The organism is Lentzea sp. NPDC102401 (genome assembly GCF_044765805.1).
In the GTDB taxonomy this organism is placed as follows: Bacteria; Actinomycetota; Actinomycetes; order Mycobacteriales; family Pseudonocardiaceae; genus Lentzea; species Lentzea sokolovensis.
The window spans coordinates 783,810-810,550 of the sequence record NZ_JBIWKS010000004.1 but is presented as its reverse complement, the minus strand read 5'-3'; the positions used below and the strand labels follow the sequence as shown (position 1 = coordinate 810,550).

Below are 26,741 nucleotides of genomic sequence, written 5' to 3'. Positions count from 1 at the left end.
GCAGCACCGTGCCAGCGCCCGGCGTCATGATCAGGACACCACGCCGGACCATCCACACAACACCAAGATCAACTTAAGCTACGTGGCATTGCCCCAGACCCCCGGCAATCTGATCGGGGGAGGGCGCCGCTTGCGGGTTGATGGCACGCCTGTTGCTTTGGGCGGCTGCCTGTTTCGTAGTTGGGTTGCGTTGGCGGTGGGTCCCGTCACGAGCCGAACCAAGAGCGGGCCACATGCGAGAAGGGTTGTCAAACGGACGAAAAGCGTGTCCGTTTGACAACCCTTCTTGCACGCAGCAAGAGCTGTGGCGCGACTCGTGACGGGACCCACCGCCGGGCCCGCTCGGTAGGACGGCTCGGCTTCGGCTTCGCGGGTGGCTAGGGGCGTCTGCGTTCCAAAAGGACTGTGTCTCGCCATTCGCCGTGGTGTTGCGCGATTCGTTCGCGTACTCCCACTGTGCGGAAGCCTGCTTTGTGGTGCAGGGCGATGCTTGCTCTGTTCTCCGGGAAGATGACTGCTTGCAGGGTCCACAGGTCGTCCTCGTCCGCTGACTTGACCTGGTGGTGCAGCAGGGTTTTGCCCACGCCCTTGCCCTGGGAGGCGTCGGCCACGTAGATCGAGGTCTCGACCACGCCCGCGTAGCACTCGCGTGCCGAGATCGGGGTGGCTGCTGCCCAACCCGCCGTGATGCCGTCCACCTCGGCTATCCAGCGGTGGTCCGGTAGCCACTTGGATTCGAGGGTTCTGCGGGACGGGACTTCTGTTTCGAACGTCGCGTTGCCTGAGGCTATGCCTTCGCCGTAGATGCGGCGGACGTCCGACCAGTCCGCTGTCGTCATGGGGCGGATCGTTACGCCTGGTACTGGGCGGACCGTGCCTGTGGGCAGGGTGCCCATCACCGCGTCCGCTGCTTGGGGGAGGCCCGTGCAGCACGCTGGGTTGACGGTGACGAGGGTGGTTGTGCCTTCGCGCTGGACGTGGAGGAAGCCGACCTCTGCCAGTTTGCGGACGTGGTGTGAGCAGGTGGACTGGCTCACGCCCAGCAGAGTGGTCAGTTCGCCGACGGTGACCGGGGCCGACGCCGAGGCCACGTGGTGGAGCAGGCGGACTCGGGTCGGGTCGGACAGCGTCGAGAACCATGAGGCGTAGGTCGTGGCTTCATCGGTTAGCACCGGGCAAGTATCGACGGTGGTCGATGGAAGAATCAAACTGAATACTTTTTGACGCAGAACGACAGGCCGCGGAAGAAGCCGTCGCCGAACGCTTCCACGCGGGCGAAGCCTGACGGGACGGCTTTGCCGTTGACGTCCGCGGCGATGAGGCTGTCGTCTGCCAGGAGTTCTGCCACCGCCTCGTCGAGGTCTCCCGGGGACAGGCGCAGGCCCGCTGCGGCGTCCGGGCGGTTGGTGAGGCCTGCCCAGGCTCCTGTCAGGCAGGCGGTGCGCTGGCCCGCGGCGTCGTCGTCCAGGTCGAAGCCCGTGGCGTGCTGGATGGAGAGGGAGAAGCGGGAGGCGACGACGGCGAACGCCGCGAAGTCGCCGATGCCGCCCTTCGAGCCCCTCTTCGGGGGCGTGCCGATCTTCACCAGGGACGGGAGATCGAGCTGGAGCTGGTTCACCGCCGGGCAGTAGGAGGCCGGGGACGTGGTCTGGGCGTCCGCGCAGGGTTTGATGCCCGCCTTGTCGAAGGCCGGGAAGGCCGCGCCGCTCGTCTTGTAGGCGTCGCGGAGGGATTCTTCGAGGGCCCTGAGGTACTTGTCCTCGTCGATCTTGGCGTTGCCGCGGCCCTGGCCCTGGTCGGTGTCGGAGAGGTCGAAGGGACGTTCGGTGATGCGCTTGGCGATCTCGGCCTCGTTGATCTCGGCACAGCGGGCGGCGCCTCGGGTGAAGCCGAACTGGAAGGACGAGACGCGGTCGAACGCGCTGCCGTGGGCGCCCTGCTTCTCGAACGACGTGCCCGCGCTGTCGCGGATGAAGAACATCGTCTGCAGGACCTGGTTGAGGCCCTCGCCGGTGGAGAGTTCGAAGTGCTTCGACTTGTTCTCGGCGACCCAGCGCATGAAGACGCCGGTGTAGCAGTCGGCCTGCTGCTCCTTGACGATCGACGGGGTGTTGGCGCCGATGTTCGAGGCCGGGCCGAGCTTGTACTGGACGGCGTGGCCCATCTCGTGGGCGAGGACCGTCACGACGGCCATCGGGCCGAACGAGTCCTTCAGCATCGGCAGGAGTTCGCCGCGGTCCCAGGTGATGCTGTCGTCCAGCGCGCAGTAGAACGCGTTCGCGATGCCGGTGGTGTTGAGCTTGCAGACCTCGACGCCCTTGCCGTTGGAGTCGTAGGAGATGACGCGCTTCACCGGCTCGAAGGTCTTGCCGGGGAACGAGTTCGGGAACTCGCCCTTCCAGAACTCCTGCACGTCGGCGAGGGTGTTGATCGCGAGGCGGTCCATCTCGCCACCGTCGCCGTTCTCCACGCTCAGGTCCGCGTCGGGCACGCCCGCCTTGGGGCCGGACGGGCCGTTGGAGATCTCCAGGCCCGCGACCTTGGACGGGTCGGGGCGCTCGCCCTTCGGTTCGCCCTCGACCACGGAAGCACACGCGGTCAAGGCTGCGGTCACGGCCAGCGCGACGGCGATTCGTCCGAATCCCATGAGGTCAGACCCTACTAAGCGCGTTGTGGGCTGTTCGGCGAGGACCCTGCGGCCAAACGTGAAACTCTCTCACCCCCTGGGGTGATTCCAAGACTGCGCGGACTCGTTTTCGTTGTCTCGCAGAGGTTTCGGAGCGCACAGTCCCTGCGAGGCAAGCCTTCAGCGTGGAAGGAGTTCGGCGGTATGGGTAGAACGCGCTGGGCACGGTTCGTCGGGGTGCTCGGTATCGGTGTCGTGGGCGCCGGTGCCCTCCTCTTCGGCATGTCCCAGGGAGCGCTGGCCGCCTCGTTCGCGGTGTCCGGCACCAATTTCAAGGTCTCCGCCGACAACTTGACGGGCCAGGGATTCGTCCAGTTCGGCGGGGTGGACGCGGGCGCGGGCAAGGTGCACGTCGTCGCGGTCAGCGGTTTCAAGACGGCGAGGCTCGACAAGTTCTGCCAGTCGGTGTTCGTCCCGGGCATGCCGATCGTTGGTGACGTGACGATGCGCATCACCGCGGACGGCGTGGGCGGCATGTCCGCCGACAACCTGGTCGTCAACCTCACCGACCTCAACGGTGACCTGGTCCTCGGCAACCCCGAGATCGGCGTCGACGCGAGCAAGGTGACGAAGGGACCGGACAACCTCAGGGGTCTGCCGGGCTCGTTCGGTCTGCAGGCCGACACGGCGAACATCACCTCGCTGCAGCAGACGGCCTGGGCCACCACGGCTCAGACCATCAGGTTCAAGGGCATGAACCTGACCATTCGCCAGGGGAAGCAAGAGTGCTTCTGAGGATCTGGCGCGGCTTCACCGCGTGGCGACGTGGCCGGCCCTTCTGGGCCGGCCTGTTCGTGGCCGCGGGCGCACTCATCATCCTGTTCCCGCCGTTCGTCGGCGTGAAGCTCGGCGACATGGTCATCTCGATCAAGACGATCGGCGGAGTCTCCGCGCTGCTGATCGGCGCGTTGCTGGCGATCTGCGCGGCCTCGTTGTGGCTGCAGCCCAAGTTCCGGCTCGCGGCGGGCCTCGTCACCGTGCTGTTGTCGCTGGTCGCGCTCGTCGTGACCAACCTCGGCGGCTTCCTGGCCGGAACCGTTCTGAGTCTGCTCGGCGGCGCGCTCGCCGTCGCGTGGACGGACGAACCCAAGCAGCCGAAGGAGGCGAAGGGGTCGAAGAAGGCGAGGCGTGAGAACGCCGCCGCGGAACCAGAGACAGCGCCGGAGACGACCCAAAGGGTTCAACCCACATGATGCGAACACAGCCGCTGGCCGCCGTCGCGATGGTCGCGGTGCTGGCGCTGCAACCGCCTTCGAGCACCGAGCCGCCGCCGTCGTCCACCCCCGGCAGCAGCTCACCGGCCCCGACCAGCACCACGTCGGAGCCACCCGCGTCGAGCACCAGTTCCACCCCACCGCCGGCGTCGTCGTCCGTGCCCACCGAGCCGCCCAGCGCGGAGCCGCCCTCGACGCCGCCACCACCGCCACCGGCCCCTGCACCGGTGGCGGTCGGAGGGCGCGAGTGGACCCTGACGGCATCGCGGCTCGACCTCGGCGGCCTCAACTACGTCGGGATCGGCGAAGCGCTGGTCAGCGGGCAGCTCATCAAGGTCCTGAAGTTCACGGCCAACGACATGAAGATCAAGGACCTGGTGCAGTCCGGCGAGATCTCGCCGGGCGTCAAGCTGGTCACCGCGGCCCGGCCGGGCAGCACGTCCACGGTGTCACCGGGGCGCATCGAGCTGTACACGGTGCAGCTCAAGGGCAACCTGGACCTCCTGGGGATCAAGATCCCGGTGGACTACACGGCCGCCCACCCGCCGCCGCTGAACGTGCCGTTCGTGACCTTCACCGAGGTCACGGTGCGCACCACGGACCTGATCGGCGGCACGCTGAAGATCCCGGGCGCGCGGATCTCGGTCGTGTCCGACCAGGCACCGGTCGAAAGACGCTGAAGCCCGCACCTGGCCTGAGCCGGTGCGGGCTTCCGCTCGTTCAGAAGACCGTCAGACGCCGCACTTCTTCGCGCCCTCGAACACGCCCTCGCGGAACCGGGCCACTCGCTCGAACCCGGGATCCACGGGGTTGCCGCCCTTGGCGTCACGGGCCGCGTAGTCGAACTGCAGCAGCACGGTCACGGCCTCGTCGAAGTCACCCGGCGACAGCCCGAACCCGTCCTGACGCTGGAACACCGCGCCCGTGTACGCCCCGGCCAGGCACAGAGCCGCGGCGGAGGCGCCCTCACCCTCGGTCGGCTTGCCGAACACGGCCAGCTCGGCCATCGCGTACCGGGACGCGATCAGCGTGCCCGTCGCGTAGTCGCCGAGTTCCTTGTGCAGGGCCGGTAGCTCGTCCTTGGTGTCGATCTTGATCGTCTTGTCCGACGGGCAGTACGCGACCGGGCCCTGGTCACCGGAGCAGTTCGGCTCGGACTGGGCGGCCTCCGCGCGCGGTGACGGCCAGGTCTTGCCGGCGGTCGTGGCCAGGTTCTTGAAGAAACCGTCGAGGTCGGGCGTGACGGACTCGAGCATCTCCGAGAACGGCAGGTTGCCGCCGTTCGCACGGTCCTTGACGCTGGTGAACGCGCGCTGCGTGAACTTGCGGTTCTGCACCGACATGGCCGCGCAGAACTTCGTGCCCTGCTCGTAGCCGTCCTGGAACGCCGCCACGCGGTCGAACGCGCTGCCGTGTGCCTGCTCGTCCTCCGGCGACGTGCCCACCGGGTCGCGGAACGTGATCAACGCGCCCAGCGCCTTGTCCAGGGCGTCCGCGTTGATGTCCAGGCGCGCCGACTTGCCGTCCGTGACGTTGCGGACGAACGAGCCCGCGAAGCAGTCGGCCTGCGCCTCGGTGAGGATCGTCGGGTACTTGTCCGGCTCGCGGCGCTCGGCCTCCGGCGTGATGCCCATGCGGTTCTGCACCGCGTGACCGATCTCGTGCGCGAGCACCACGACCACCGCGGCCTCGCCGAAGCGGTCCTGCAGCACCGGCAGCAGGGACGCCCTGTCCCAGGCGATCGCGTCGGCGGCCGGGCAGTAGAACGCGTTGCCCTCCACGTCCGCGGCCTTCTGCGTGCACGGTGGCGGCTTCGCGGTGGCGTCGGCCGTGTCGACCGAGAAGTAACCGCCGCTCAGCGGCTTCCACGGCTTGTTGAAGGTCGTCTGGAACGAGTTGGTCCAGAACTCCTCGATGTCCGTGAGCGCGGTCGCGGCCAGCTTGTCGATCGGGCCGTTGTCCGAGCCGCGGACCTGGATCGTGGCGCTGGACGCCTCTTTCTTCACCACCTTGGCGGCACGGGGGCGCCCTGGGATCTCAGCGGTGCAGCCCACCGCCAGCAGGGCGGTGGCGACGATCAGCGCGATGCTCCGGTGCCGCATGAACCCATTGTGCCTGCCGGCCGGTCTCAAGGGCGTCCCAGTCGTCCAAGTCAGGCGCATACAAGGGGCAACGTGCGCCGGGCTGATCAGGTTCACCGGCCCGGCGCACGCAACAGATCAGTCGGTCTCGGCCGCCGGATCGGGCACCAGCCACAGCACGCCCGACGGCGGAAGCTGCAGCAGCGCGGAGTACGGCCGCCCGTGCCACGGCCTGGCCTCGGCCTCGACGCCACCGAGGTTGCCCACACCGGAACCGCCGTAGTGCGCGGCGTCGGTGTTCACGAGCTCCTTCCAGCGTCCGGAAGAAGGCAGGCCGACGCGGTAGTCGTGGTGCGGCGACCCGGAGAAGTTCGCCACGCAGGCAAGCGTCGAGCCGTCCTCACCGACCCGCAGGAACGACAGCACGTTGCCCGCCGAGTCGTTCGCGTCGATCCACTGGAACCCCTCCGGCGTGACGTCGTGCGAGAACAACGCCGCTGCCGTCTTGTACACCGAGTTCAGGTCCCGCGTCAGCGCCTGGATGCCCTGGTGCAGCGGCTCCTGCTCGACCAGGTGCCAGTCGAGCGACCGCGACTCCGACCACTCCTGCCGCTGCCCGAACTCACCACCCATGAAGAGCAGCTGCTTGCCCGGATGCGCCCACATGAATGCCAGCAGCGACCGCACACCGGCGGCCTTGTTCCAGTCGTCGCCCGGCATCCGCTGCCACAGCGAGCCCTTGCCGTGCACCACCTCGTCGTGCGAGAGCGGCAGCACGAAGTTCTCGCTCCACGCGTACACCAGCGAGAACGTCATCTCGTTGTGGTGGAACGAGCGGTGGATCGGCTCGCGCGACAGGTAGTGCAGCGAGTCGTGCATCCAGCCCATGTTCCACTTGAAGCCGAACCCGAGCCCGCCCAGGTGCGTGGGCCGCGTGACGCCCGGCCACGCCGTCGACTCCTCGGCGATCATCACCACGCCGGGGTGCCGCTTGTAGACCGTCGCGTTCAGCTCCTGCAGGAACCGCACCGCGTCGAGGTTCTCCCGGCCGCCGAACTCGTTCGGCAGCCACTGGTCCGCCGGCCGCGAGTAGTCGAGGTAGAGCATCGACGCGACGGCGTCCACGCGCAGACCGTCGAGGTGGAACTCCTCGATCCAGTACAGCGCGTTCGCCACTAGGAAGTTGCGGACCTCGTTGCGCCCGAAGTCGAAGACGTACGTGCCCCAGTCGAGCTGCTCGCCGCGGCGCGGGTCGGCGTGCTCGTACAGCGGCGTGCCGTCGAACTTCGCGAGCGCCCAGGCGTCCTTCGGGAAGTGCGCGGGCACCCAGTCGACCAGCACGCCGATGCCGCGCTGGTGCAGCGTGTCCACGAAGTACCGGAAGTCGTCCGGCGTGCCGAACCGCGAGGTCGGCGCGTAGTACGAGGTGACCTGGTAGCCCCACGAACCGCCGAACGGGTGCTCGGACACCGGCAGCATCTCGATGTGCGTGAAGCCCATGTCCTCGCAGTAGTCCGCGAGTTCGACAGCGAGCTCCCGGTAGCTGAGACCGGGCTTCCACGAGCCGAGATGCACCTCGTAGGTCGACATCGGCGCGTTCGCCCACTGCGTGGCCTCGCGCCGGGCCTCCCACTCCGCGTCCTGCCACTGGTACTCGGACCGCGTGACGACCGAGGCCGTCTGCGGCGGGACCTCCGTCGCGAACGCCATCGGGTCGGCCTTCTCGTGCCAGATTCCGTCCTGGCCGAGGATGCGGAACTTGTACCGCGAGCCCACCACGACGTTCGGCAGGAACACTTCCCAGACCCCGCTGGAACCCATGGAGCGCAACGGGTTCGCGCGCCCGTCCCAGCCGTCGAAGTCACCGGTCACGCGCACACCGCGCGCGTTCGGCGCCCACACCGCGAACGAGACGCCGGTGACGTCACCGGTAGCCGTTTCGTACGAACGGACATGTGCGCCGAGCACGTCCCAGAGCCGCTCGTGCCGGCCCTCGCCGATCAGGTGCAGGTCCAGCTCACCCACGGTCGGCAGCCACCGGTACGGGTCGTCGACCTCGACCGCGGGACCACCGTTGTACTTGACCAGGAGCCGGTAGTCGCCGGGAGCCTCCGGCAGCTCGCCCTCGAAGAGCGCGTCGGCGATGCGCGGCAGCTCGACCTGCTTGTCGCCCCACGCCACCGCGACCGAGGTCGCGCCTGGCCGCAGGGCCCGCGCGATCACCTGGTCGCCGACGGTGTGCACACCCAGCACCGAGTGCGGGTCGTGGTGCGCGCCTGACAGGAGTCGGTCCAGGTCGGCCTTCACGGCTTACTCTCCTCCAGAAGTCATCCGGGCGATCGACGACAGCGGAACCGTCAACCACTCCGGCCTGTTGGCGTGCTCGTATGCGACCTCGTAGACCGCCTTGTCCAGCTCGAACGCGCGCAGCAACTGCACGTGGTCCCGCGGGTCGCCCGCCACCTCGGCGTAGCCGTCGCAGAACGCCGCCCGGTTGCGCTTGGTCCACTCCATCGCGCGGTAGGCGAGCTGGTCGTCGTCAGGCTGACCGACGAGCAGCTGCCGGGCCGCGTAGTCGAACGACCTCAGCATCCCCGCCACGTCGCGCAACGGCGACCGCAGCGCGAGACGGTCCTCGACCTTGGCCGCGGGCTCGCCCTCGAAGTCGATCAGCAGCCAGCCGTGCACGGTCCGCAGCACCTGACCGAGGTGCAGGTCGCCGTGGATGTGCTGGATGGGGAGCGCGCCGATGTGCTCGCGCGCCTCCTCGAACGCCGCGCGCAGCGGTTCCTCGTGGCGGCCCAGTTCCGGCACCGCCTCCAGCACGACCCCCAGCCGCCGTTGCATGCCGGCGATGGCGCGCGAGATGGCTTCCTCGTCGGCGATCTGGGTGCCCAGCGCCTCAGCCAGGTCGGCGTGCACCTTCGCGACCGCGTGGCCGAGCCGGTGCGCCTCGCCGGCGAAGTCGCCGCCGACCTCGAACGCGTGCAGGTCGGCCTCGGCCATCAGGTCGCGCACCGAGGTCTTGGCCATGTCCCAGCCCTCGACCGCGTCCGGCAGGAACTCCTGCAGCATCGCGAGGGTGACCTGCTGGCCGTTCAGCTCGGTCGAGATCGCGCCGAGCGGCAGCGCGATGTGCTCGCAGCCGACCGAACGCAACGCGCGGTGCATCGTCAGGTCGCGGTTCTCGCCGTTCGCGAGCTTGCGGAAGATCTTCAGGATGTACTGCTGGCCGTAGATCAGCGACGTGTTGGACTGCTCGACGCCGATCGGCCGTCCGCGCAGGCCCGAGCGCAGTTCGGTGCCGGGTTCGTGCGCGAAGGTGATGCCGTCCACCTCGTGCCCGGACGCGATCCGGTCGAGCAGCACGCCGTTGTGCTCGGGGTCGAGCAGCACGTCCCAGGCGCCGGTGCTCAGACTGAGCGCGCCCTGGTACTGCTCGGTGCGGCCCGGCTGTTCGACCTCGAAGATCACGTGCACCAGATCGCCGTCCACCACCGTCGTCCTCAGTGGACGGACGGCCGTGATCGGCTTGTCCTTGCCGCCGAACCACCTGGCGGCCGGGAGCAGATCGGGCAGTGAGGCGACCAGCTTCTCGACTAGTTCGTGGGGGTCGGTCACGCGCGGATTCACCTCATTTCGCTGTCGTCGCCCGCCTCTACCAGCTGGAACCAGTAGAAACCGTGACCCGGAAGGGTCAGCAGGTAGGGGAGTTCCCCGATCGCGGGGAATTTGACACCTCCGGTGAGCTCCATCGGCGCGTGGTCGCGGTGCTCGGAGAGGTCCAGCTCGACGGGTTGCGGGAAGCGTGACAGGTTGTTCACGCAGAGCACGATGTCCTCACGGCCGTCCGGGCGCTTCCACTGCCTCTTGTAGGCGAGCACGCTCGGGTTCGAGCCGCCGAGCTCGGTGAAGTCGCCCTCGGCGAACGCGTGGTGCTGCTTGCGCACCTCGATCATGTGCCGGGTCCAGTTCAGCAGCGACGTCGAGCTGTTGAGCTGCGCCTCCACGTTGAGGCCCTGGTAGCCGTAGACCGGGTCCATGATCACCGGCAGGTAGATCCGGCCGGGGTCGCAGCTGGAGAAGCCCGCGTTGCGGTCCGGCGTCCACTGCATCGGGGTGCGCACGGCGTCGCGGTCCTGCAGCCAGATGTTGTCGCCCATGCCGATCTCGTCGCCGTAGTAGAGAACGGGCGAGCCGGGCAGGGACAGCAGCAGCGCGGTGAACAGCTCGTGCTGGTTGCGGTCGTTCTCCAGCAGCGGGGCCAGGCGGCGGCGGATGCCGATGTTCGCCTTCATCCGCGGGTCCTTGGCGTACTCCGCGTACATGTAGTCGCGCTCTTCGTCGCTGACCATCTCGAGCGTGAGCTCGTCGTGGTTGCGCAGGAAGATGCCCCACTGCGCGTTCTCCGGGATCGCCGGCGTCTGCGCCAGGATCTCCGAGATCGGGAACCGCGACTCCCGCCGCACCGCCATGAAGATCCGCGGCATCAACGGGAAGTGGAACGCCATGTGGCACTCGTCGCCACCCACGGCCTGGTCGCCGAAGTACTCCACCACGTCCGACGGCCACTGGTTCGCCTCCGCCAGCAGGACGCGGCCGGGGAACTCGTCGTCGACGACCTTGCGGCACTTCTTCAGGAACTCGTGCGTGCGCGGCAGGTTCTCGCAGATCGTGCCCTCTTCCTCGAAGAGGTAGGGCACGGCGTCCAGGCGGAACCCGTCGATGCCGAGGTCGAGCCAGAAGCGCAGGGTGTCGAGCATCGCCTCCTGCACGTCCGGGTTCTCGTAGTTGAGGTCCGGCTGGTGGCTGAAGAAGCGGTGCCAGAAGAACTGCCCGCGCACCGGGTCGTAGGTCCAGTTCGACGACTCCGTGTCGACGAAGATGATCCGCGCGTCGCTGTAGCGCGAGTCGTCGTCGCTCCACACGTAGTAGTCGCCGTACGGGCCCGTCGGATCCTGCCGCGACTGCTGGAACCACGGGTGCGCGTCACTGGTGTGGTTGAGCACCAGGTCCGTGATCACCCGGATCCCGCGCCGGTGCGCCTCCTCCAGCAGGTACACGAAGTCCTCGACCGTGCCGAACTCCGGCAGCACCGCCCGGAAGTCGCTGATGTCGTACCCGCCGTCGCGCAACGGCGACGCGTAGAACGGCGGCAGCCAGAGACAGTCGACGCCCAGCCACTCCAGGTAGTCGAGGCGCGAGGCGAGTCCTCTGAGGTCGCCCGTGCCGTCGCCGTTGGAGTCGCTGAACGCCCGGACCAGAACCTCGTAGAAGACGGCGCCCTTGTACCAGTCCGGGTTGGGCTTCGCCTGCCGCGCGGACCGGAAGTCCTCGGCCTGGGGCTCGACCAGCAGGCCGTCGTCGTTGACGGCTTCTCCGGTGTGCGGGACACCATCCAACCCGAGCACAGCGTCGGGACGGGAGTCGTCGGCCATTGTTCCCACCTCGTCGGGGGTTGTGCGGTTGATCAGCTGAAACGCCGCTGAAGGCTGACGACGTGCGCGGTGGCACGCCACGGTTCGAGGCGGATGTAGTTCGCCTGTCCCCAGTCCCAGGTCTCCCCGGTGACCTCGTCGTGCGCGATCACGCGTTCATGCCAGTCGAATCCGAGCTCGGGCAGGTCGAGGTACAACGTCCCCTCCTGCGCGTTGTGCGGGTCGAGGCTCACGACGACCACGACCGTGTCGCCCGTCTCCGGGTCGCGCTTGGAGAAGGCGACCAACGCGTCGTTCTCGACGTTCTGGAACCGCAGCGTGCGCATCTGCTGAAGTGCCGGGTGCGCCTTGCGGATGTGGTTCAGCTTGCGCAGCCACGGTTCGAGCGAACGCCCGTCCGCCAGTGCGCGTGCGTAGTCCCGTGGACGCAGCTGGTACTTCTCGGAGTTGAGGTACTCCTCGCTGCCGGGCTTCACGGCCTCGTGCTCGAACAGCTCGTAGCCGCTGTACACGCCCCACGTGGGGGAGAGCGTGGCCGCGAGTGCCGCGCGGAGCCCGAACATTCCGGGACCGCCGTGCTGCAGCGACTCGTGCAGGATGTCCGGCGTGTTCACGAACAGGTTCGGCCGCGCCTCGTCCCAGTGGTCGCGGACGTCCTCGCCGAACTCGATCAGCTCCTGCTTGCCCGTCCGCCACGTGAAGTACGTGTAGGACTGGGTGAAGCCGAGCTTGGCCAGGCCGTAGAGGCGGGCGGGACGGGTGAAGGCCTCCGCCAGGAACAGCGTGTCCGGGTAGACCTCCTTCACCTTCCAGATCAGCCACTGCCAGAAGTCCGGCGGCTTGGTGTGAGGGTTGTCGACCCGGAAGATCCGCACCCCGTGCTCGGCCCAGAAGAGGACCACGCGCAGCACCTCGTGGTAGAGGCCCTGCGGGTCGAGGTCGAAGTTGATCGGGTAGATGTCCTGGTACTTCTTGGGCGGGTTCTCGGCGTACATGATCGTGCCGTCGGGCTGCGTCGTGAACCACTCCGGGTGCTTGAGCACCCACGGGTGATCGGGCGCGCACTGCAGCGCGAAGTCGAGCGCCACCTCGAGGCCGAGTTCGTTCGCCCGCGCGACGAGCGCGTCGAAGTCCTCGATCGTGCCGAGCTGCGGGTGGATCGCGTCGTGCCCGCCCTCGTCCGCGCCGATGGCCCACGGTGATCCCGTGTCCTCCGGCGTCGCGACGAGCGTGTTGTTGGGGCCCTTGCGGTTGACCCGGCCGATGGGGTGGATCGGCGGGAAGTAGACGACGTCGAAGCCCATCGACGCGACCCGGTCGAGCTCCTTGGTCGCCGTGGCGAACGTGCCGTGCACCGCCTGGCCGGTCTCGTCGATCCCGCCGGTGCTGCGCGGGAAGAACTCGTACCAGGAGCCGTACGCCGCCTTCTTGCGGTCGCACCAGATCTTGTGGGTCTTGCCCTTGGTGATCAGCTCGCGCACGGGGTGCTCGAACATCAGCTTCTGCACGTCGGCCGCGAACGCCGGCGCGACCCGTTCGGCCAGCGGCCGGTCCTCGTCGCGCAAGGCCGTCGCCGCGGAAGTGAGCAGAGCTCGCTCCTGCCTTCGATCGGGTCGCCTTGCCACTCGATCGAGTAGCTGGGCGCCGATTTCGAGATCATTTGCGAGATCACCGGGACCCTGCCCCGCCGCGATCTTCACCTCAACGGCGTGGTTCCAGGTGCCCCAAGGGTCACTCCACGCATCGATCCGGAACGTCCAAGCGCCTTCTTGGTCTGGAACCACGGTCGCGCCCCACCGGTCGAGGCCGATTCCGACCTCGTGCATGCGGGTCTGGCGAGCGACTCGGTCGTTCGGTCCGCGCCAGCTGACTGTGGCCGCGAGTTTGTCGTGTCCCTCGCGCCACACCGTGGCCGAAACCGGAATGTGTTCTCCCACAACGGCTTTGGCTGGATATCTGCCAGCCGACACCACCGGGGAAACGTCGTCGATTCCGAGTCGTCCGCTCATCGGCAACGCCCTTCCGCCGTGTCGCTTCGCGTCAATCCGTAATCCTGCCTTGCTCGATCAAGCCGTCTGACAGCGGGTTACCCCTTGTAGATCCGTACCCCGCCACTGTCGATCGCACACCTTGAGCGCTCATCGTGTCCAGGGTCTCTCGGCCACGTTGTCTCCACTTGGCGTCCTCTTCATTGGACTCTTGTCCGGCAACTCACCGTGTTAAGAGGGCGCTACAGGTACCGTGCGCGCGTGAACAAGCTTGGCGATCGCTACGTACTGCTCGATCAGCTCGGCGCGGGTGCGATGGGCGTCGTGTGGAGGGCACGCGACGAGTTCCTGCACCGTGACGTGGCGGTCAAGCAGCTACTTCTCAACGACGTCCAGTCGAACGAGTTCCACGAGGCCGTGCAGCGCGCCATGCGTGAAGGCCGCATCGCCGCGCGCTTGCAGCACCCGAACGCGATCGCCGTGTACGACGTCGTGGTCGAGGACGGCAAACCGTGCCTGGTCATGGAGTATTTGCCGTCCCGCAACCTCTCCGCGATCTTGGAGAACGGCCCGATGCCCCCGATGGAGGCCGCGCGCATCGGCTCGCTGGCCGCCGGGGCGCTGGCCGCCGCCCATGCCGCGGGGATCGTGCACCGCGACATCAAGCCCGGCAACGTCCTCATTGGACGCGACGGCACCGTCAAGATCACCGACTTCGGCATTTCGCGCGCTTTGGGCGATGTGGCCGTGACCAAGACCGGCATGCTCGCCGGCACTCCCGCGTACCTCGCGCCGGAACTCGCCCGCGGCGCCGCACCCGCGCCGCCGTCCGACGTGTTCTCGCTCGGCGCGACGATCTACGCGATGACCGAGGGTGAGCCGCCGTTCGGCAAGAGCACGAACGACCTGGGCCTGCTCTACAAGGTCGCGCGCGGCGAGACCCGCCCGCCGATGCGCTCGGGCCCGCTCACCGGCCTGTTGACCAGGCTCCTCGCGAACGAGCCGTCACAGCGCCCCACCGCGGCCCAGGCCGCCGAGGAGCTGAAGGCGATCGCGTCCGGCGCCCCGGTCCCGGCCACCCGAGTGATCCCGCCGCGCCCGATGACCCCGCCCTCCGGCACCGCCGTGATGGGGGCCGCCGGTCCCGGCACCATGCAGGGCCCGCCGTCCCGCACGATGCCGCCCCAGGCGCCGCGCACCCGTCCGCCCGCGCCGCTGCCCGAGACGTACGACGACTACGACGACTACGAGCCCGAACCGGAGCCGAAGAAGAACTACCGCGGCCTCGCGGTCGCCGCCGCGATCCTCGGCGTGCTCCTGATCGCCGGCATCACCTACGCGATCGTGAACAGCGGCGACAAGGACAAAGGCCTCGCCGCCGGTCCCAGTTCGTCACCGAGGAGCACGTCGCAGACCCCGGAACCCACCTCCGAGAAGCCGACGGCCACCAAGCCCCCCGCCACCTCCGAGAAGCCACCGCCGCAGACCTCCCAGAGCCAGCCGCCGTCGTCGAAGCCGCCCGCCACCAAGTTCACCCCGGCCCAGGTCACGACCTTCGTGAAGCAGCACTACGCCAAGCTGCCGTCGAACGTCGAGGCCGCTAGGGGCGACTGGGACCCGGACCAGGCACCCGGCCTGGCCGGCGAGAAGGCCTTCTGGAGCAAGTTCTCGAAGGTCGCGGTCCAGGGGAACCCGGTGGTCACGCCCAACGACGACGGCACCTTCTCCGTGACGACGGCGCTGCAGCTGACCGACGCCGAGTCGAACAAGACCGACACCAAGGAGCACACGCTCGAGATCTCCGGGAAGGGCGCCAAGCTGCTGATCACGGGCGAGGAGAAGGGCTGATCGGGCGCGTCCCGGTCTTGACCGGTTCTGCAAGTCGTTGCAGGTCTGACCGGGAACGTTGTCAGGCACTCAGGGGTGGCAGGTAAGTTCGCTCGTCATGCGAGCACTTCGCCGGTTCACCGTCCGAGCCAGCCTGCCGGAGCCCTTGTCCGCGCTCAGCACGCTCGCCACCAACCTGCGCTGGACGTGGCATCCGCCCACGCAGGACCTCTTCGCCTCGATCGACCCGCGCGTCTGGTCCGAGGTAGGTGGCGATCCGCTGCGCCTGCTCTCCGTCGTCGACGCGGGGAAGCTGGAATCACTCGCGAGAGATGAGCAGTTCCTGCTCAAGCTCCACGCGCTCGCCTCCGACCTGGAGCGTTATGTCGGAGGGCCGCGCTGGTACCAGCGCAGGCAGGAGGAGATCACCCAGCGCCGTGAGCACGGGGCGCCGGACACACCGCTGCCCACGAGCGTCGCGTACTTCTCGATGGAGTTCGGCGTGCACGAGGCGCTGCCGAACTACTCGGGTGGTCTCGGCATCCTCGCCGGCGACCACCTCAAGGCGGCCTCCGACCTGGGCGTTCCGCTCATCGCCGTGGGTCTGCTCTACCGGTCCGGGTACTTCCGGCAGTCGCTGTCGCTCGACGGCTGGCAGATCGAGCACTACCCGGTGCTCGACCCGCGCGGGTTGCCGCTGGAGCTGCTGACCGAGCCGTCCGGGCTGCCGTTGCTGGTGCACGTGGCCATGCCGGGCGACCGGATGCTGCGCGCCAAGATCTGGAAGGCGCAGGTCGGGCGCATCCCGCTGTTGCTGCTCGACTCGGACGTGGAGCAGAACGACGAGGACCTGCGCGGCGTCACCGACCGGCTCTACGGCGGCGACCAGAACCACCGGATCCGCCAGGAGATCCTCGCGGGCATCGGTGGCGTGCGGGCCGTGCGCACGTTCTGCGAGCTCACCGGCCACGCGCAGCCCGAGGTTTTCCACACCAACGAGGGCCACGCCGGGTTCCTCGGCCTCGAGCGGATCCGCGAGTACATCACCAACGACGGCCTGGACTTCGACCAGGCGCTCACGGCCGCGCGAGCCGGTGCGGTGTTCACGACGCACACGCCCGTGCCCGCCGGCATCGACAGGTTCCCCGTCGACCTGGTCCAGCACTACTTCGGCGCCGAGAACCTCGTGCCCGGCGTGAACACCCAGCGCATCCTCGCGCTCGGGGCCGAGGACAACCCCGGCATGTTCAACATGGCCCACATGGGCCTGCGGCTCGCCCAGCGCGCGAACGGTGTGTCCAAACTGCACGGTGAGGTCAGCCGGGACATGTTCCGCGCCCTCTGGCCGAACTTCGACGGCACCGAGGTGCCGATCGGCTCGGTCACCAACGGCGTGCACGGCCCGACGTGGGCGGCGGCCGAGATGAGCAAGCTGCTCGGAGCGTCCGAGTCGGACACAGTGGACACCCGCATGGGGTTCGGCATCGGCGCGTTCGAGCCGGTCACCGACGCGGGGCTGTGGGAGCTGCGGTCGACGTTGCGCGGCCGCCTGGTCGACGAGGTCCGTCGCCGGCTGCGGGAGTCGTGGCTGCAGCGCGGCGCGTCGGCGCTGGAGCTGGGCTGGACCGACTCGGTGTTCGACCCCGGCGTGCTGACCGTGGGCTTCGCACGGCGCGTGCCGACGTACAAGCGCCTCACGCTGATGCTGCGCGACCCGGAGCGGCTGCGTTCGCTGCTGCTGCACCCCGAACGGCCCGTGCAGCTCGTCGTGGCGGGCAAGTCGCACCCGGCCGACGACGGCGGCAAGGCGCTGATCCAGCAGATCGTGCGCTACGCCGACGAGGCGGGCGTGCGGCACCGGATCGTGTTCCTGCCGGACTACGACATGTCCATGGCCCGGTACCTGTACTGGGGCTGCGACGTGTGGCTGAACAACCCGATGCGCCCCCTCGAAGCGTGCGGCACGTCCGGCATGAAGTCGGCGTTGAACGGTGGCCTCAACCTGTCCATCCGGGACGGCTGGTGGGACGAGCTGTACGACGGCTCGAACGGCTGGGCCATCCCGACGGCGGACGGCGTCAACGACCCGGTCCGCCGGGACGACCTGGAGGCCAACGCCCTGTACGAGCTGCTCGGCCAGCAGGTCGCGCCGCTGTTCTACGACCGCGGCGAGGACGGCGTGCCGACCCGCTGGATGTCGATGGTCCGGCACACGCTGGCCTCGCTCGGCCCGGTCGTGCAGGCCTCCCGCATGGTCCGCGAGTACGTGGAGACCTACTACGCGCCGGCCGCCGCGTCCGCGCAGAACGTGGTCGGTGAGGGCTACCGGGGAGCGAAGGAGCTCTCCGCGTACCGCCACCGGCTGCGCGCGTCGTGGACGCGGGTGCGGGTGCTCGACAGCGACCTGGTGCTCGGCGGTTCCTCGGTGCCGGTGCTCGGGTCGCCGGTCATCGTGCGTGCGCGCGTCGAGCTGGCAGGGCTGGAACCGTCCGAAGTGGACGTCCAGGTCGTGCTGGGCAAGGTGTCGCACGACTCCGACGAGTTGAAGGACATCGTGTCCGCGCCGATGAACTACGCGGGCAACGGCAACTACGAGGCCGAGGTGCCGCTGCCGCACGCCGGTGCGCTCGGCTACACCGTGCGCGTGCTGCCGCGGCACGGCCTGCTGGCGACCTCTGCGGAACTTGGCAGGGTCGTTCTGGCTAGTTGATCGCTTTACGAGATCGACACAGGGCATCCAGTTCGCCTTCAAACGGCGAGCTGGATGCCCTGATGTGTTCGTCTTCCTTGTTGCCTGTTCACTGGTCGTGACGAGCTTCAGGCGTGTACCCGACTTTGGGCCTCCCTCAAACGAATGACCCATTTTTCGAGTGGGTGAATTCGTGATCTCCGCTGGTAGGGGCACGTGTGCGGGCTTACGCTCCATGGCATGGAATGAACCGCTCCTGAATTCATTGAGGGATTTCCGGCGCGGCTCCAAGTGAATTGCGCATTTGAGGAAGAAGGTAGCCGTGAAGAAAACGATTACCGCACTCTCGCTCGTCGCAGCTCTGTTCACCGCCTCGACCATCCCGGCTGCCAGTGCGTCGCCCGCCGCGCCAGAACTCCCAGCCGCCTGCGCCGGTCTCGTCCAGGACCTCGCCGGAAAACTCACGAAAACCGTCAGCAGCCTCCTGCCCCTGCCCAACGTGGGTGCCGTGACACCGTTGATCGGTGACCTTCTCGGCCTCGTGACCGCGTTGCAGAGCTCGGGATGTCTGCCGACACCCCCGGTGAGCGTGCCGGGCGTGCCGATACCGGTGAAGGCGGCCGAGTACACCGGCCCGGTCGACCAGTGCCTGCCGGTCGTGCTGAACCTGATCTCCACCATCGCGGGCCTCGGCGGCACGGTCCTGGGCGCCGCCGGTGGTGCGCTCCCCGACGTCGGCAAGCTCACCGGCCTGCTGACCACGTTGCTCAAGACCGTCACCGACCTGCTGAGCAAGTGCGGCCTGCCGGCGCCTCCCGGCGGCCTGCCCTCGCTGCCCGGCCTCCCCGGTCTGCCGGTCGAGAACAGCTGATTCGAATATCGCGGGGTGAGAAGGGCCCGTCACCGGTCTCGGTGACGGGCCCTTCTCGTGTGTGCGGAGCGTAGTATTCCGTTTGAGAAAGAATAGCCGCGACGAGCTGCGCGGTCACCCGTTTGTCGCAGTTCAAGCGTTTTCCGGTAAAGCACACAATGGTGCTACCGATTCGTTTCTGTGCGGAAGTTGTGGTTAACCTGCAATTGCTCGATCCGCTGCAATCAGAACGGAACAAACGCAGATGATCAAGAAGGCAATCGTCCTCGGAGTCGCAATCGCAGGCATGGGCCTGTTCGCGTCGACCGCACAGGCCGCTCCCACCCAGAGCAGGGATGTGCTGGACACGCAGCTGGTGGGCCCGATCTCCATCACCGCGCTGTCGCACAACCCGTGGACTCCCGGCAACGGCAACGTCACCGGATCGGGCAACATCGGAGGCAACGGAAACAACGTCGGAAACAACAACAACGGCGGTAACGGCAACAGCAACGGTGGCGGCGGCAACAACGTCGGTGCGGGCAACTCGGGTGGGAACGGCAACAATTCGCCCGGTTTCCCCGGCTGATTTCGCTGATCCCAAGGGCACGTGCCGCCCGCGGCACTAGTTGATCTCCAGACGGGCGCGGGTCGCCGCCACCCGCGGACTCCAGCCCGCGAGCTCGTGCGCTTCGGCCACGAGTTCGCGGGCCCTCGCGTTGTCGCCGTCCGCCATCCACGCCCGCGCGATGGTGATCAGGTCGTCGGCGCGGCCCACGGCGTTCTCGCTCGACTCGGCGGAGTAACCCGCGAGCTGCCGGGCCTTGGCGGTGTCTCCCTCGACCAACGCCATGATCGCCAGCGTCCCGTTCGCGCGCTGTTTCGGGTATCCGGCCTGGTAGGCGTTGTCGAACATGCTCCGCGCGGTCTCCAGCCCGACCTCCGCCGGGAACTGCCCCGACTCGACGGCCAGCACCGCGACCCCGGCGGTGGTGGCCATGACGAACGCCAGGTCGCGCATGCTCAGGTCCTCACGGCCGGTCAGCCCGATCACCGTCTGCAGCGCTTCGAGGTACTTCTCGCGGGCGCACGACGACACGACCTTGAGTCCGACGACGGTGATCAGCTCGGGGTGTTCCTCCGCCAGCTCGGCGTAGATCCGCTCGGTCTCGTCGAGGTCACCGCGCTGGTAGGCGTCCATGCCGGCCACGACGCGAGGTCGCGCCTCCAGTTCGCCGAGCGGCCGTCCGGTCATCTTCGGCAGCGAGAACACGTACCAGCCCAGGCTGGTGTGGCCGGCCTTCTCGACCGGCACGAGCTGCAGCAGGAGGCAGGCGGTGGCGGCGAGGGCCATGCCCCTGCCGAACGCGCTACCGGTCGCGAGCCACGTCAGCGCCGCGACCGCCACGCAGAAGACGATCGCGAACACGCCGTTCAGGACGGTCCGCCTGCGCACGCCCGGCTTGAGACCGGTGATCCCGATCGTGGCGAGCACGGGGACGGCGCGCAGCACGACCCGTCGGTGCGTCCACGTCCACGACTTGACCTCGGCACCGAGACCGATGATCACGTGGGTGATCCGGAGTCCGAAGAGGACGGCGCCGAGTGCCAGGCCTGCCTGGACCGCGGTCAGTTCCACGAGCAGGCCGGCCAGTGCTCCGGCGAGGCCGAGGTAGAACTCCGGGAGGGTCCAGACGACCGTGCCGGCCACCACCAGTGCCGTCACGATCCAGCGCACAACTGTCACGGTCACCAGACGTTACCGGCGGGACAGCGGTTCCCTCGTCAGACCACCGGCGGCGACCCGCCCTCGCGGATCGGCAGGCCGGCCGCGCGCCAGCCCCGGTACCCGCCGACGAGGTCCGTCGCGTTGGGCAGCCCGACCCGTTGCAGGTCCCGCGCCGCCAGCGACGACGACCAGCCCTCGTTGCACACCACGACGACGGTCGTGTCGGCGGTGAAGCCCGGCAGCCGCCAGTCGCCGTCCGGGTCGAGCCGCCACTCCAGCACGATCCGCTCGACCACGACGGAGTTCTCGATCTCGCCCTCTGCCAGCCGGTTGTGGGCCGGCCGGATGTCCACGACCAGCACGTCCTCCAGCGCGAGCACCTCGTGCGGTTCCAGCCGTTTGAGGTGCGACCGCGCCTCTTCGAGGATGGTGTCGAGGTTGCTCACGGGCCCTCCAGGTCGGCCAGCTGACGCAGTTCGGACAGCGGCAGGCGCCGCGCGGGCAGCGGCGGGATCGAGTCGGGGATGTCGAGCAGCGACGCGTACTCGCGGGTCGGCACGAGCGGCGGCGAGTAGGCGTGCACGGTCGCGGCCGGCCCGTCGAACGGGTTGAGCACCTGGTGCGCCCGCCCGGACCCGAAGCCCAGTGCGTCCCCGGTGCCCCGCACCGCCGACCGGATCGGCCCGGCGGGGTAGCGGTAGTCCTCCCGCAACTGGCCCGTCAGCACGGTGAACGAGCCGGCCGAGCCGCCGTGGTCGTGCGGTTCGGTGCCCTGGCCGGGTAGCCACGACAGCAGCCACAGTTCGACGCCCTCGGTCAGCCCCAGCCGCGCCCACCAGCGGTGTTCGGTCGAGTAGTCGAGGATCTGGAGCAGCCCGGTGGTCAGCTCGCTCGCCACGAACGACGTCAGATCACGCAGCTCGCGCGGCGTCCACAGCGACCGGGACGGATGGATCACGTCACGCAGCAGCTGACCGTCCAGCGCCGGGTGCAGGTCGAATTGATCTTGGTCGGCATAGGTCGAAGTCACGCACTCGCTCCTGAAGGCCGCGTCGGGTACGGGGTAGCGATCAAGACGCGACGCAGGGCGCTGTCAGCGCATGCGTCGCGTCGAGCTACACCCGCACGACGCGACGAGCACGAGGTCGATCGTGCGGTCGGTCCAGCAATAGACGACCACGAGCGTGATGGTGCCAGACGTTCTCCGAATGTGGCTAGAGCGTCCACTGGCCGGAAGAACCTCTGCCACAGAGTCAAGTCACCGCAAGGAGTTCAGCGCGGAAGCCGGAGCAGCAGCAACGAGCGCGGCGCCACCGTCACCTTCTCCCGCGGCGCGAAAGAACCGGGATTGGCGGGGGAGCCGTCCGCCGTCGTCGTGTCCAGGTACGGCTCGTACGCCGGCCCGTAGCGCTCGTGCGGCAGCGTCACGCTGATCTCGTCCGCACCGGCGTGCATCAGCATCAGCCACGAGTCGTCGGACACGAGCTCGCCGTCCCGTGTGCGCGAGAGGCAGTTCGAGCCGTCGATGAACATTCCGAGCGTGCGGCGGCCCTCGTCGAACCAGTCCGTCTCGGCCATCTCCTGCCCGTCCGGCCGGAACCACACCAGGTCAGGGTTGCCGCTGGGCGTCGTGCGGCCCTCGAAGAACTCCGGCTGCCGCAACGCCGGCGACGACGCGCGCAGGTCGATCAGCCGCTGCGTGAACCCCAGCAGCGCCTCGCCCGCGTCGCTCGTCGTCCAGTCGACCCACGAGATCCGGTTGTCGAGGCAGTACGGGTTGTTGTTGCCGCCCTGGGTGCGCCACATCTCGTCGCCCGCGGTCATCATCGGCGTGCCGGTCGACAGCAGCAGCGTCGCGAGCAGGTTCCGCGCCTGCTTGGCCCGCAGCGACAGGATCTCGGGATCGGTCGTCTCCCCCTCGGCGCCGCAGTTCCACGAACGGTTGTCGTTCGTGCCGTCGCGGTTCTCCTCGCCGTTGTCCTCGTTGTGCTTGTCGTTGTACGACACCAGGTCCCGCAGGGTGAACCCGTCGTGCGCGGTGATGAAGTTGATCGACTGCCACGGCCGGCGCAGGTCGTCCGCGTACAGATCTGAAGACCCCGAGAGCCGGTACGCGAGATCGCGCACGGACGTGTGGCCGCGCCAGAAGTCCCGGACCGTGTCTCGGTAGCGGCCGTTCCACTCGGCCCACTGCATCCCGAAGTCGCCGACGCGGTACCCGTCGCCCGTCGCGTCCCACGGCTCGGCGATCAGCTTGGACCGGCACAGCAGCGGGTCCGTCGTGATGGCCGTCAGCAGGGCCGAGTCGCGGTCGAAGAACCCGCCGCCCGGCCGGCCCATCGTCGAGGCGAGGTCGAACCGGAACCCGTCGACGCCCATCTCCTCCGCCCAGTACCGCAGCGAGTCCGTGACCAGTCGCACGACCTGCGGCGACCCGGCGTCCAGCGTGTTGCCGCAGCCGGTGATGTCGACCGTGCTGCCGCCACCGGCGTGCAGGTAGTACCCCGGCGCGTCGTAGCCGCGGAAGCAGACCGTCGGACCGCCGGGACCGCCCTCGCAGGTGTGGTTGTAGACGACGTCGATCAGCACCTCGATGTTCGCCGCGTGCAGTGCCGCGACCATCGTGCGGAACTCCTGGATCTCCCGGCCCGGTTCGCTCGCGTAGCCGGCGTGCGGCGCGCAGTAACCCAGCGGCGAGTAGCCCCAGTAGTTGCTCGCACCCCGGCTCAGCAGCGACGGCTCGTCCAGGAACGCCTGGACCGGCAGCAGTTCGACCGTGGTGACGCCGAGCCGCGTGAGGTGCTCGATCGCCGCCGGGTGCGCGAGCCCGAGGTACGTGCCGCGCAGCTTCTCCGGGATCTCCGGGTGGTTCTTCGTGAAGCCCTTGACGTGCATCTCGTAGATGACGGCCTCTTCGAACGGCACCTCGGGCTTCACGCCCGTGTCCGCGCCGCCCGGGGAGCTCACGACGCTCAGCGGCACGCTGCCGAGCGAGTCGACCGCGGACGGCGGCCCGTGCATCGGATCGCCCACGTACCCGAGCACGGCGTTCAGGTCGGTGATCCCGCCCTCGATCTGCCGCGCGTACGGGTCGACCAGCAGCTTCGCCGGGTTGCAGCGCAGGCCGCGGCCCGCGTCGTACGGCCCGTGCACCCGGAACCCGTACCGCTGACCAGGCGTGACGCCGGGCACGAGCCCGTGCCAGACGCCGAACGTCCGTTCGGTCAGCTCGACCCGTTTCTCGGCTCCGTCGTCGCCGATCAGGCAGACCTCGACCGCGTCGGCGACGTGGGACGTCACCGCGAACCGGACACCGCCTGCTTCGGCGTGTGCCCCTAGCGGGAACGGTCGGCCTGCCAGCACCTCGGACTCCGGTCGCGTAGCCATACCTCCGATCTTGGCATCCGGCACCGACAAAAAACTTGAGAGTTCACACAGGCGGCCCAGCGGCCTCACCCGGCGCGTGGGACACCCCGATGGAGGACCCGTGCATGGCCGTTCGGAAGAATGGAGCCGTGGCGGACGTCGACGTGACAGATCTGGTCGTGCACATGGCGGGCGTATCGGTCCGCCGCGGGAAGAACACGCTGGTCGGAAACATCGACTGGAGCGTGGAGCTGGACGAGCGCTGGGTGGTCCTCGGCCCGAACGGAGCCGGCAAGACGACCCTGCTGCGGCTCTCCAGCGCCGACCTGCACCCGACCAAGGGCAAGGTCCACCTACTGGGTGAACGTCTGGGCAAAACGGACGTCCAGGAGCTCAAGCCCCGGATCGGGCTCTGCTCCGCGGCGCTCGGCGGCCGCATCCCGCCCGACGAGACGGTCGTCGACCTCGTCGTCTCCGCCGGCTACGCGGTGCTCGGCCGCTGGCGCGAGGAGTACGGCAAGCAGGACACGGACCGCGCCCGCGAACTGCTCGGCACCCTCGGCATGGCACACCTCGCGGACCGCCTCTACGGCACGCTGAGCGAGGGCGAGCGCAAGCGCACGCTGATCGCCCGCGCGTTGATGACCGACCCCGAGATGCTGCTGCTCGACGAGCCCGCAGCGGGCCTCGACCTGGGCGGCCGCGAGGACCTGGTCGCGAAGCTCTCGGAGCTGGCGCTCGACCCGGACGCGCCCGCGATGGTGCTGGTCACGCACCACGTCGAGGAGATCCCGCCCGGCTTCACGCACGCGTTGCTGCTGCGCGAGGGCTCGATCGTCGCCCAGGGGCTCTTGGACGACGTGCTGACCGAGGAGAACCTCTCGAAGACGTTCGGTCAGGACCTGGAGCTGCAGAAAGCGGGAGACCGCTTCTTCGCCCGCCGCAAGGTCTGACAACTGTGCTTGCCGGCCGCTGCTCCGCAGACGGCGGCGAGTTCGCCTTCAAGTCGGTCGTCCGGCCGAATCGCCGGCACCGAACTGGGCTTCGCCGAATTCGGCACCGGCGGTTGACCGGACGACCGACGCGAACTCGCAACTACTGGCCGGTAACGTACGGTCGGTCCCGTTACTCATCGAGGAGGATCTGAGTGGCTGAGTTCGTGAGGCTTGAGGTCGAGGACGGGATCGGCACGATCCGCCTGGAGCGGCCGCCGATGAACGCCCTGAACCGGCAGGTGCAGTCCGAGCTCCAGGCCGCCGCGAAGGAGGCCTCGGAGCGTTCGGACGTCTACGCGGTCATCGTCTACGGCGGCGAGAAGGTCTTCGCGGCCGGTGCGGACGTCAAGGAGTTCGCGCAGATCTCCCACGCCGAGATGACGCTGCGGGCCAAGGGCCTGTCGGACGCTCTCGGCGCGCTGGCCTCGGTGCCCAAGCCGACGGTCGCCGCGATCACCGGGTACGCGCTGGGCGGCGGCTTCGAGGTCGCGCTCGGCTGCGACCGCCGCATCGCCGGCGACAACGCGAAGGTCGGCCAGCCCGAGATCCTGCTCGGCCTGATCCCCGGCGGTGGCGGCACGCAGCGCCTCGCCCGGCTGATCGGTCCGTCGAAGACCAAGGACCTGCTCTACAGCGGCCGGTTCGTCGGCGCCCAGGAGGCGCTGGAGATCGGCATGGTCGACGAGGTCGTGGCACCCGACGACGTGTACGCCGCGGCCGTCCGGTGGGCCAAGCAGTTCGTCGGCGGGCCGGTGCTGGCCCTGGCCGCGACGAAGGCCGCCGTCGACGGTGGTCTCGACACCGACCTGGAGTCGGGTCTGAAGCTCGAAAGCCACCTCTTCGCGGCGCTGTTCGCGACGGAGGACAAGAAGGCGGGCGTGGAGTCGTTCATCGAGAACGGTCCTGGAAAGGCGAAGTTCAGTGGCAACTGACCCGGCACCCAACCCGCACGCGACCGCGGAAGAGGTCGAGGCGGCCTACAAGGACACCAAGCTCGCGCAGGTGCTCTACCACGACTGGGAAGCGGGCACGTACGACGAGAAGTGGTCGATCTCGTACGACGACCGCTGCATCACCTACGCGACGGACAGGTTCCGCGCCGCCGCGGGTGACGTCGGCCCGTACGAGCACGCGCTGGAGCTGGGCTGCGGCACCGGCTTCTTCCTGCTGAACCTCATGCAGGGCGACGTGATCAAGAAGGGCTCGGTCACCGACCTGTCGCCCGGCATGGTCGAGGTCGCGCTGCGCAACGCCGAGCACCTCGGTCTCGACGTCGACGGCAGGGTCGCCGACGCCGAGCGGATCCCGTACGACGACAACACGTTCGACCTCGTCGTCGGCCACGCGGTGCTGCACCACATCCCCGATGTGGAGGCGGCGATGCGCGAGGTGCTGCGCGTGCTCAAGCCCGGCGGCAAGTTCGTGTTCGCGGGCGACCCGACGAACATCGGCAACTTCTACGCCCGCAAGCTCGGCCAGGCGACGTGGTGGCTGACCACCAACATCACCAAGGCCGTACCGGTGCTGGGCGACTGGCGCCGTCCGCAGGAGGAGCTCGACGAGTCCTCCCGCGCCGCGGCCCTGGAAGCGGTCGTCGACCTGCACACGTTCGACCCGGACCAGCTGGAGGCGACCGCCAGGCGCGCCGGTGCCGTTCGTGTTCGCGCGGCGACCGACGAGCTGTCCGCGGCTCTGTTCGGCTGGCCGGTGCGCACGTTCGAAGCCGCCGTGCCGCGCGAGAAGCTGGGCTTCGGGTGGGCGATGTTCGCCTACCGCACCTGGCAGAACCTCTCGTGGGTCGACCAGAACGTCCTCTCGAAGGTGCTGCCGCGCGAGGTGTTCTACAACGTGTCGATCACCGGCGAGAAGACTTCCTGA

At 68.6% G+C, this 26,741-nt stretch carries 21 protein-coding genes; 10 read left to right on the top strand and 11 right to left on the bottom strand.

The window, feature by feature from the left end; all coding sequences use genetic code 11:
* Positions 1 to 377: 377 nt before the first annotated feature.
* Complete coding sequence (locus ACIRG5_RS19010) at positions 378 to 1,172, bottom strand: helix-turn-helix domain-containing GNAT family N-acetyltransferase (RefSeq protein WP_402906160.1); 795 nt, start codon at positions 1,170 to 1,172, stop codon at positions 378 to 380.
* A 32-nt stretch (positions 1,173 to 1,204) separates the two neighbouring features.
* Positions 1,205 to 2,647 carry a neutral zinc metallopeptidase gene (locus ACIRG5_RS19005; protein WP_402906158.1) on the bottom strand — a complete coding sequence of 481 codons (1,443 nt, stop codon included), beginning with the start codon at positions 2,645 to 2,647 and terminating at the stop codon, positions 1,205 to 1,207.
* 183 nt (positions 2,648 to 2,830) lie between these two features.
* Between ACIRG5_RS19005 and ACIRG5_RS19000 the strand changes: the two genes are divergently transcribed.
* The 3 genes from ACIRG5_RS19000 to ACIRG5_RS18990 are packed head-to-tail and all read left to right on the top strand — an operon-like array spanning position 2,831 to position 4,580.
* A complete protein-coding gene (locus ACIRG5_RS19000) occupies positions 2,831 to 3,421 on the top strand; it encodes a DUF6230 family protein (protein WP_402906156.1) in 591 nt (196 codons plus the stop codon).
* Positions 3,412 to 3,879 (top strand): DUF6114 domain-containing protein, encoded by a 468-nt coding sequence (locus ACIRG5_RS18995; RefSeq protein ID WP_402906155.1) that lies wholly within the window; start codon positions 3,412 to 3,414, stop codon positions 3,877 to 3,879. Before ACIRG5_RS19000 ends, ACIRG5_RS18995 begins: the two co-directional genes overlap by 10 nt.
* Complete coding sequence (locus ACIRG5_RS18990) at positions 3,876 to 4,580, top strand: hypothetical protein (RefSeq protein WP_402906153.1); 705 nt, start codon at positions 3,876 to 3,878, stop codon at positions 4,578 to 4,580. Before ACIRG5_RS18995 ends, ACIRG5_RS18990 begins: the two co-directional genes overlap by 4 nt.
* A 51-nt stretch (positions 4,581 to 4,631) precedes the next feature.
* On the opposite strand, the gene ACIRG5_RS18985 is transcribed toward ACIRG5_RS18990, so the two are convergent.
* The 5 genes from ACIRG5_RS18985 to ACIRG5_RS18965 all read right to left on the bottom strand — a co-directional run bounded on the left by ACIRG5_RS18985 (position 4,632) and on the right by ACIRG5_RS18965 (position 13,428).
* Positions 4,632 to 6,002 (bottom strand): neutral zinc metallopeptidase, encoded by a 1,371-nt coding sequence (locus ACIRG5_RS18985; protein ID WP_402906151.1) that lies wholly within the window; start codon positions 6,000 to 6,002, stop codon positions 4,632 to 4,634.
* A gap of 117 nt (positions 6,003 to 6,119) precedes the next feature.
* Positions 6,120 to 8,288: a 1,4-alpha-glucan branching protein GlgB gene (gene glgB, locus ACIRG5_RS18980; RefSeq protein ID WP_402906149.1), complete on the bottom strand. Its 2,169-nt coding sequence runs from the start codon at positions 8,286 to 8,288 to the stop codon at positions 6,120 to 6,122.
* A gap of 3 nt (positions 8,289 to 8,291) precedes the next feature.
* Positions 8,292 to 9,602 carry an aminoglycoside phosphotransferase gene (locus tag ACIRG5_RS18975; RefSeq protein ID WP_402906147.1) on the bottom strand — a complete coding sequence of 437 codons (1,311 nt, stop codon included), beginning with the start codon at positions 9,600 to 9,602 and terminating at the stop codon, positions 8,292 to 8,294.
* A gap of 8 nt (positions 9,603 to 9,610) precedes the next feature.
* Positions 9,611 to 11,419: a maltose alpha-D-glucosyltransferase gene (gene treS, locus ACIRG5_RS18970; RefSeq protein WP_402906145.1), complete on the bottom strand. Its 1,809-nt coding sequence runs from the start codon at positions 11,417 to 11,419 to the stop codon at positions 9,611 to 9,613.
* A 32-nt stretch (positions 11,420 to 11,451) separates the two neighbouring features.
* On the bottom strand, positions 11,452 to 13,428 hold the full coding sequence (locus ACIRG5_RS18965) for an alpha-1,4-glucan--maltose-1-phosphate maltosyltransferase (RefSeq protein ID WP_402906143.1): 1,977 nt from the start codon (positions 13,426 to 13,428) through the stop codon (positions 11,452 to 11,454).
* 240 nt (positions 13,429 to 13,668) lie between these two features.
* Between ACIRG5_RS18965 and ACIRG5_RS18960 the strand changes: the two genes are divergently transcribed.
* The 4 genes from ACIRG5_RS18960 to ACIRG5_RS18945 all read left to right on the top strand — a co-directional run bounded on the left by ACIRG5_RS18960 (position 13,669) and on the right by ACIRG5_RS18945 (position 19,362).
* Positions 13,669 to 15,255, top strand: coding sequence for a protein kinase (locus ACIRG5_RS18960; RefSeq protein WP_402906141.1), 1,587 nt, complete (start codon positions 13,669 to 13,671; stop codon positions 15,253 to 15,255).
* Between the two features lie 97 nt (positions 15,256 to 15,352).
* Positions 15,353 to 17,944: an alpha-glucan family phosphorylase gene (glgP, locus tag ACIRG5_RS18955; protein WP_402906139.1), complete on the top strand. Its 2,592-nt coding sequence runs from the start codon at positions 15,353 to 15,355 to the stop codon at positions 17,942 to 17,944.
* A gap of 301 nt (positions 17,945 to 18,245) precedes the next feature.
* Positions 18,246 to 18,794, top strand: coding sequence for a hypothetical protein (locus ACIRG5_RS18950; RefSeq protein WP_402906137.1), 549 nt, complete (start codon positions 18,246 to 18,248; stop codon positions 18,792 to 18,794).
* Between the two features lie 244 nt (positions 18,795 to 19,038).
* A complete protein-coding gene (locus ACIRG5_RS18945) occupies positions 19,039 to 19,362 on the top strand; it encodes a hypothetical protein (RefSeq protein ID WP_093592931.1) in 324 nt (107 codons plus the stop codon).
* A gap of 36 nt (positions 19,363 to 19,398) precedes the next feature.
* Here the strand turns inward: ACIRG5_RS18945 and ACIRG5_RS18940 are convergent, their stop codons facing one another.
* From ACIRG5_RS18940 to glgX, 4 genes are all read right to left on the bottom strand, one after another.
* Positions 19,399 to 20,511, bottom strand: coding sequence for a hypothetical protein (locus ACIRG5_RS18940; protein WP_402906135.1), 1,113 nt, complete (start codon positions 20,509 to 20,511; stop codon positions 19,399 to 19,401).
* Positions 20,512 to 20,558: 47 nt separating this feature from the next.
* Entirely contained in the window at positions 20,559 to 20,948 is a 390-nt protein-coding gene (locus ACIRG5_RS18935; RefSeq protein WP_402906133.1) for a rhodanese-like domain-containing protein, read from the bottom strand.
* A complete protein-coding gene (locus ACIRG5_RS18930) occupies positions 20,945 to 21,532 on the bottom strand; it encodes a cysteine dioxygenase (protein WP_402906131.1) in 588 nt (195 codons plus the stop codon). The genes ACIRG5_RS18935 and ACIRG5_RS18930 overlap by 4 nt, the downstream gene beginning before the upstream one ends.
* 242 nt (positions 21,533 to 21,774) lie before the next feature.
* The gene (gene glgX / locus ACIRG5_RS18925) at positions 21,775 to 23,889 is read right to left on the bottom strand and encodes a glycogen debranching protein GlgX (protein ID WP_402906129.1); all 2,115 of its coding nucleotides are present in this window, start codon (positions 23,887 to 23,889) and stop codon (positions 21,775 to 21,777) included.
* A 104-nt stretch (positions 23,890 to 23,993) separates the two neighbouring features.
* Between glgX and ACIRG5_RS18920 the strand changes: the two genes are divergently transcribed.
* The 3 genes from ACIRG5_RS18920 to ACIRG5_RS18910 all read left to right on the top strand — a co-directional run bounded on the left by ACIRG5_RS18920 (position 23,994) and on the right by ACIRG5_RS18910 (position 26,741).
* Positions 23,994 to 24,821: an ABC transporter ATP-binding protein gene (locus tag ACIRG5_RS18920; protein WP_402906128.1), complete on the top strand. Its 828-nt coding sequence runs from the start codon at positions 23,994 to 23,996 to the stop codon at positions 24,819 to 24,821.
* Between the two features lie 194 nt (positions 24,822 to 25,015).
* Positions 25,016 to 25,795, top strand: a complete 780-nt coding sequence (locus tag ACIRG5_RS18915; protein ID WP_402906126.1) for an enoyl-CoA hydratase/isomerase family protein — start codon at positions 25,016 to 25,018, stop codon at positions 25,793 to 25,795.
* On the top strand, positions 25,785 to 26,741 hold the full coding sequence (locus ACIRG5_RS18910) for a methyltransferase domain-containing protein (RefSeq protein ID WP_402906125.1): 957 nt from the start codon (positions 25,785 to 25,787) through the stop codon (positions 26,739 to 26,741). Before ACIRG5_RS18915 ends, ACIRG5_RS18910 begins: the two co-directional genes overlap by 11 nt.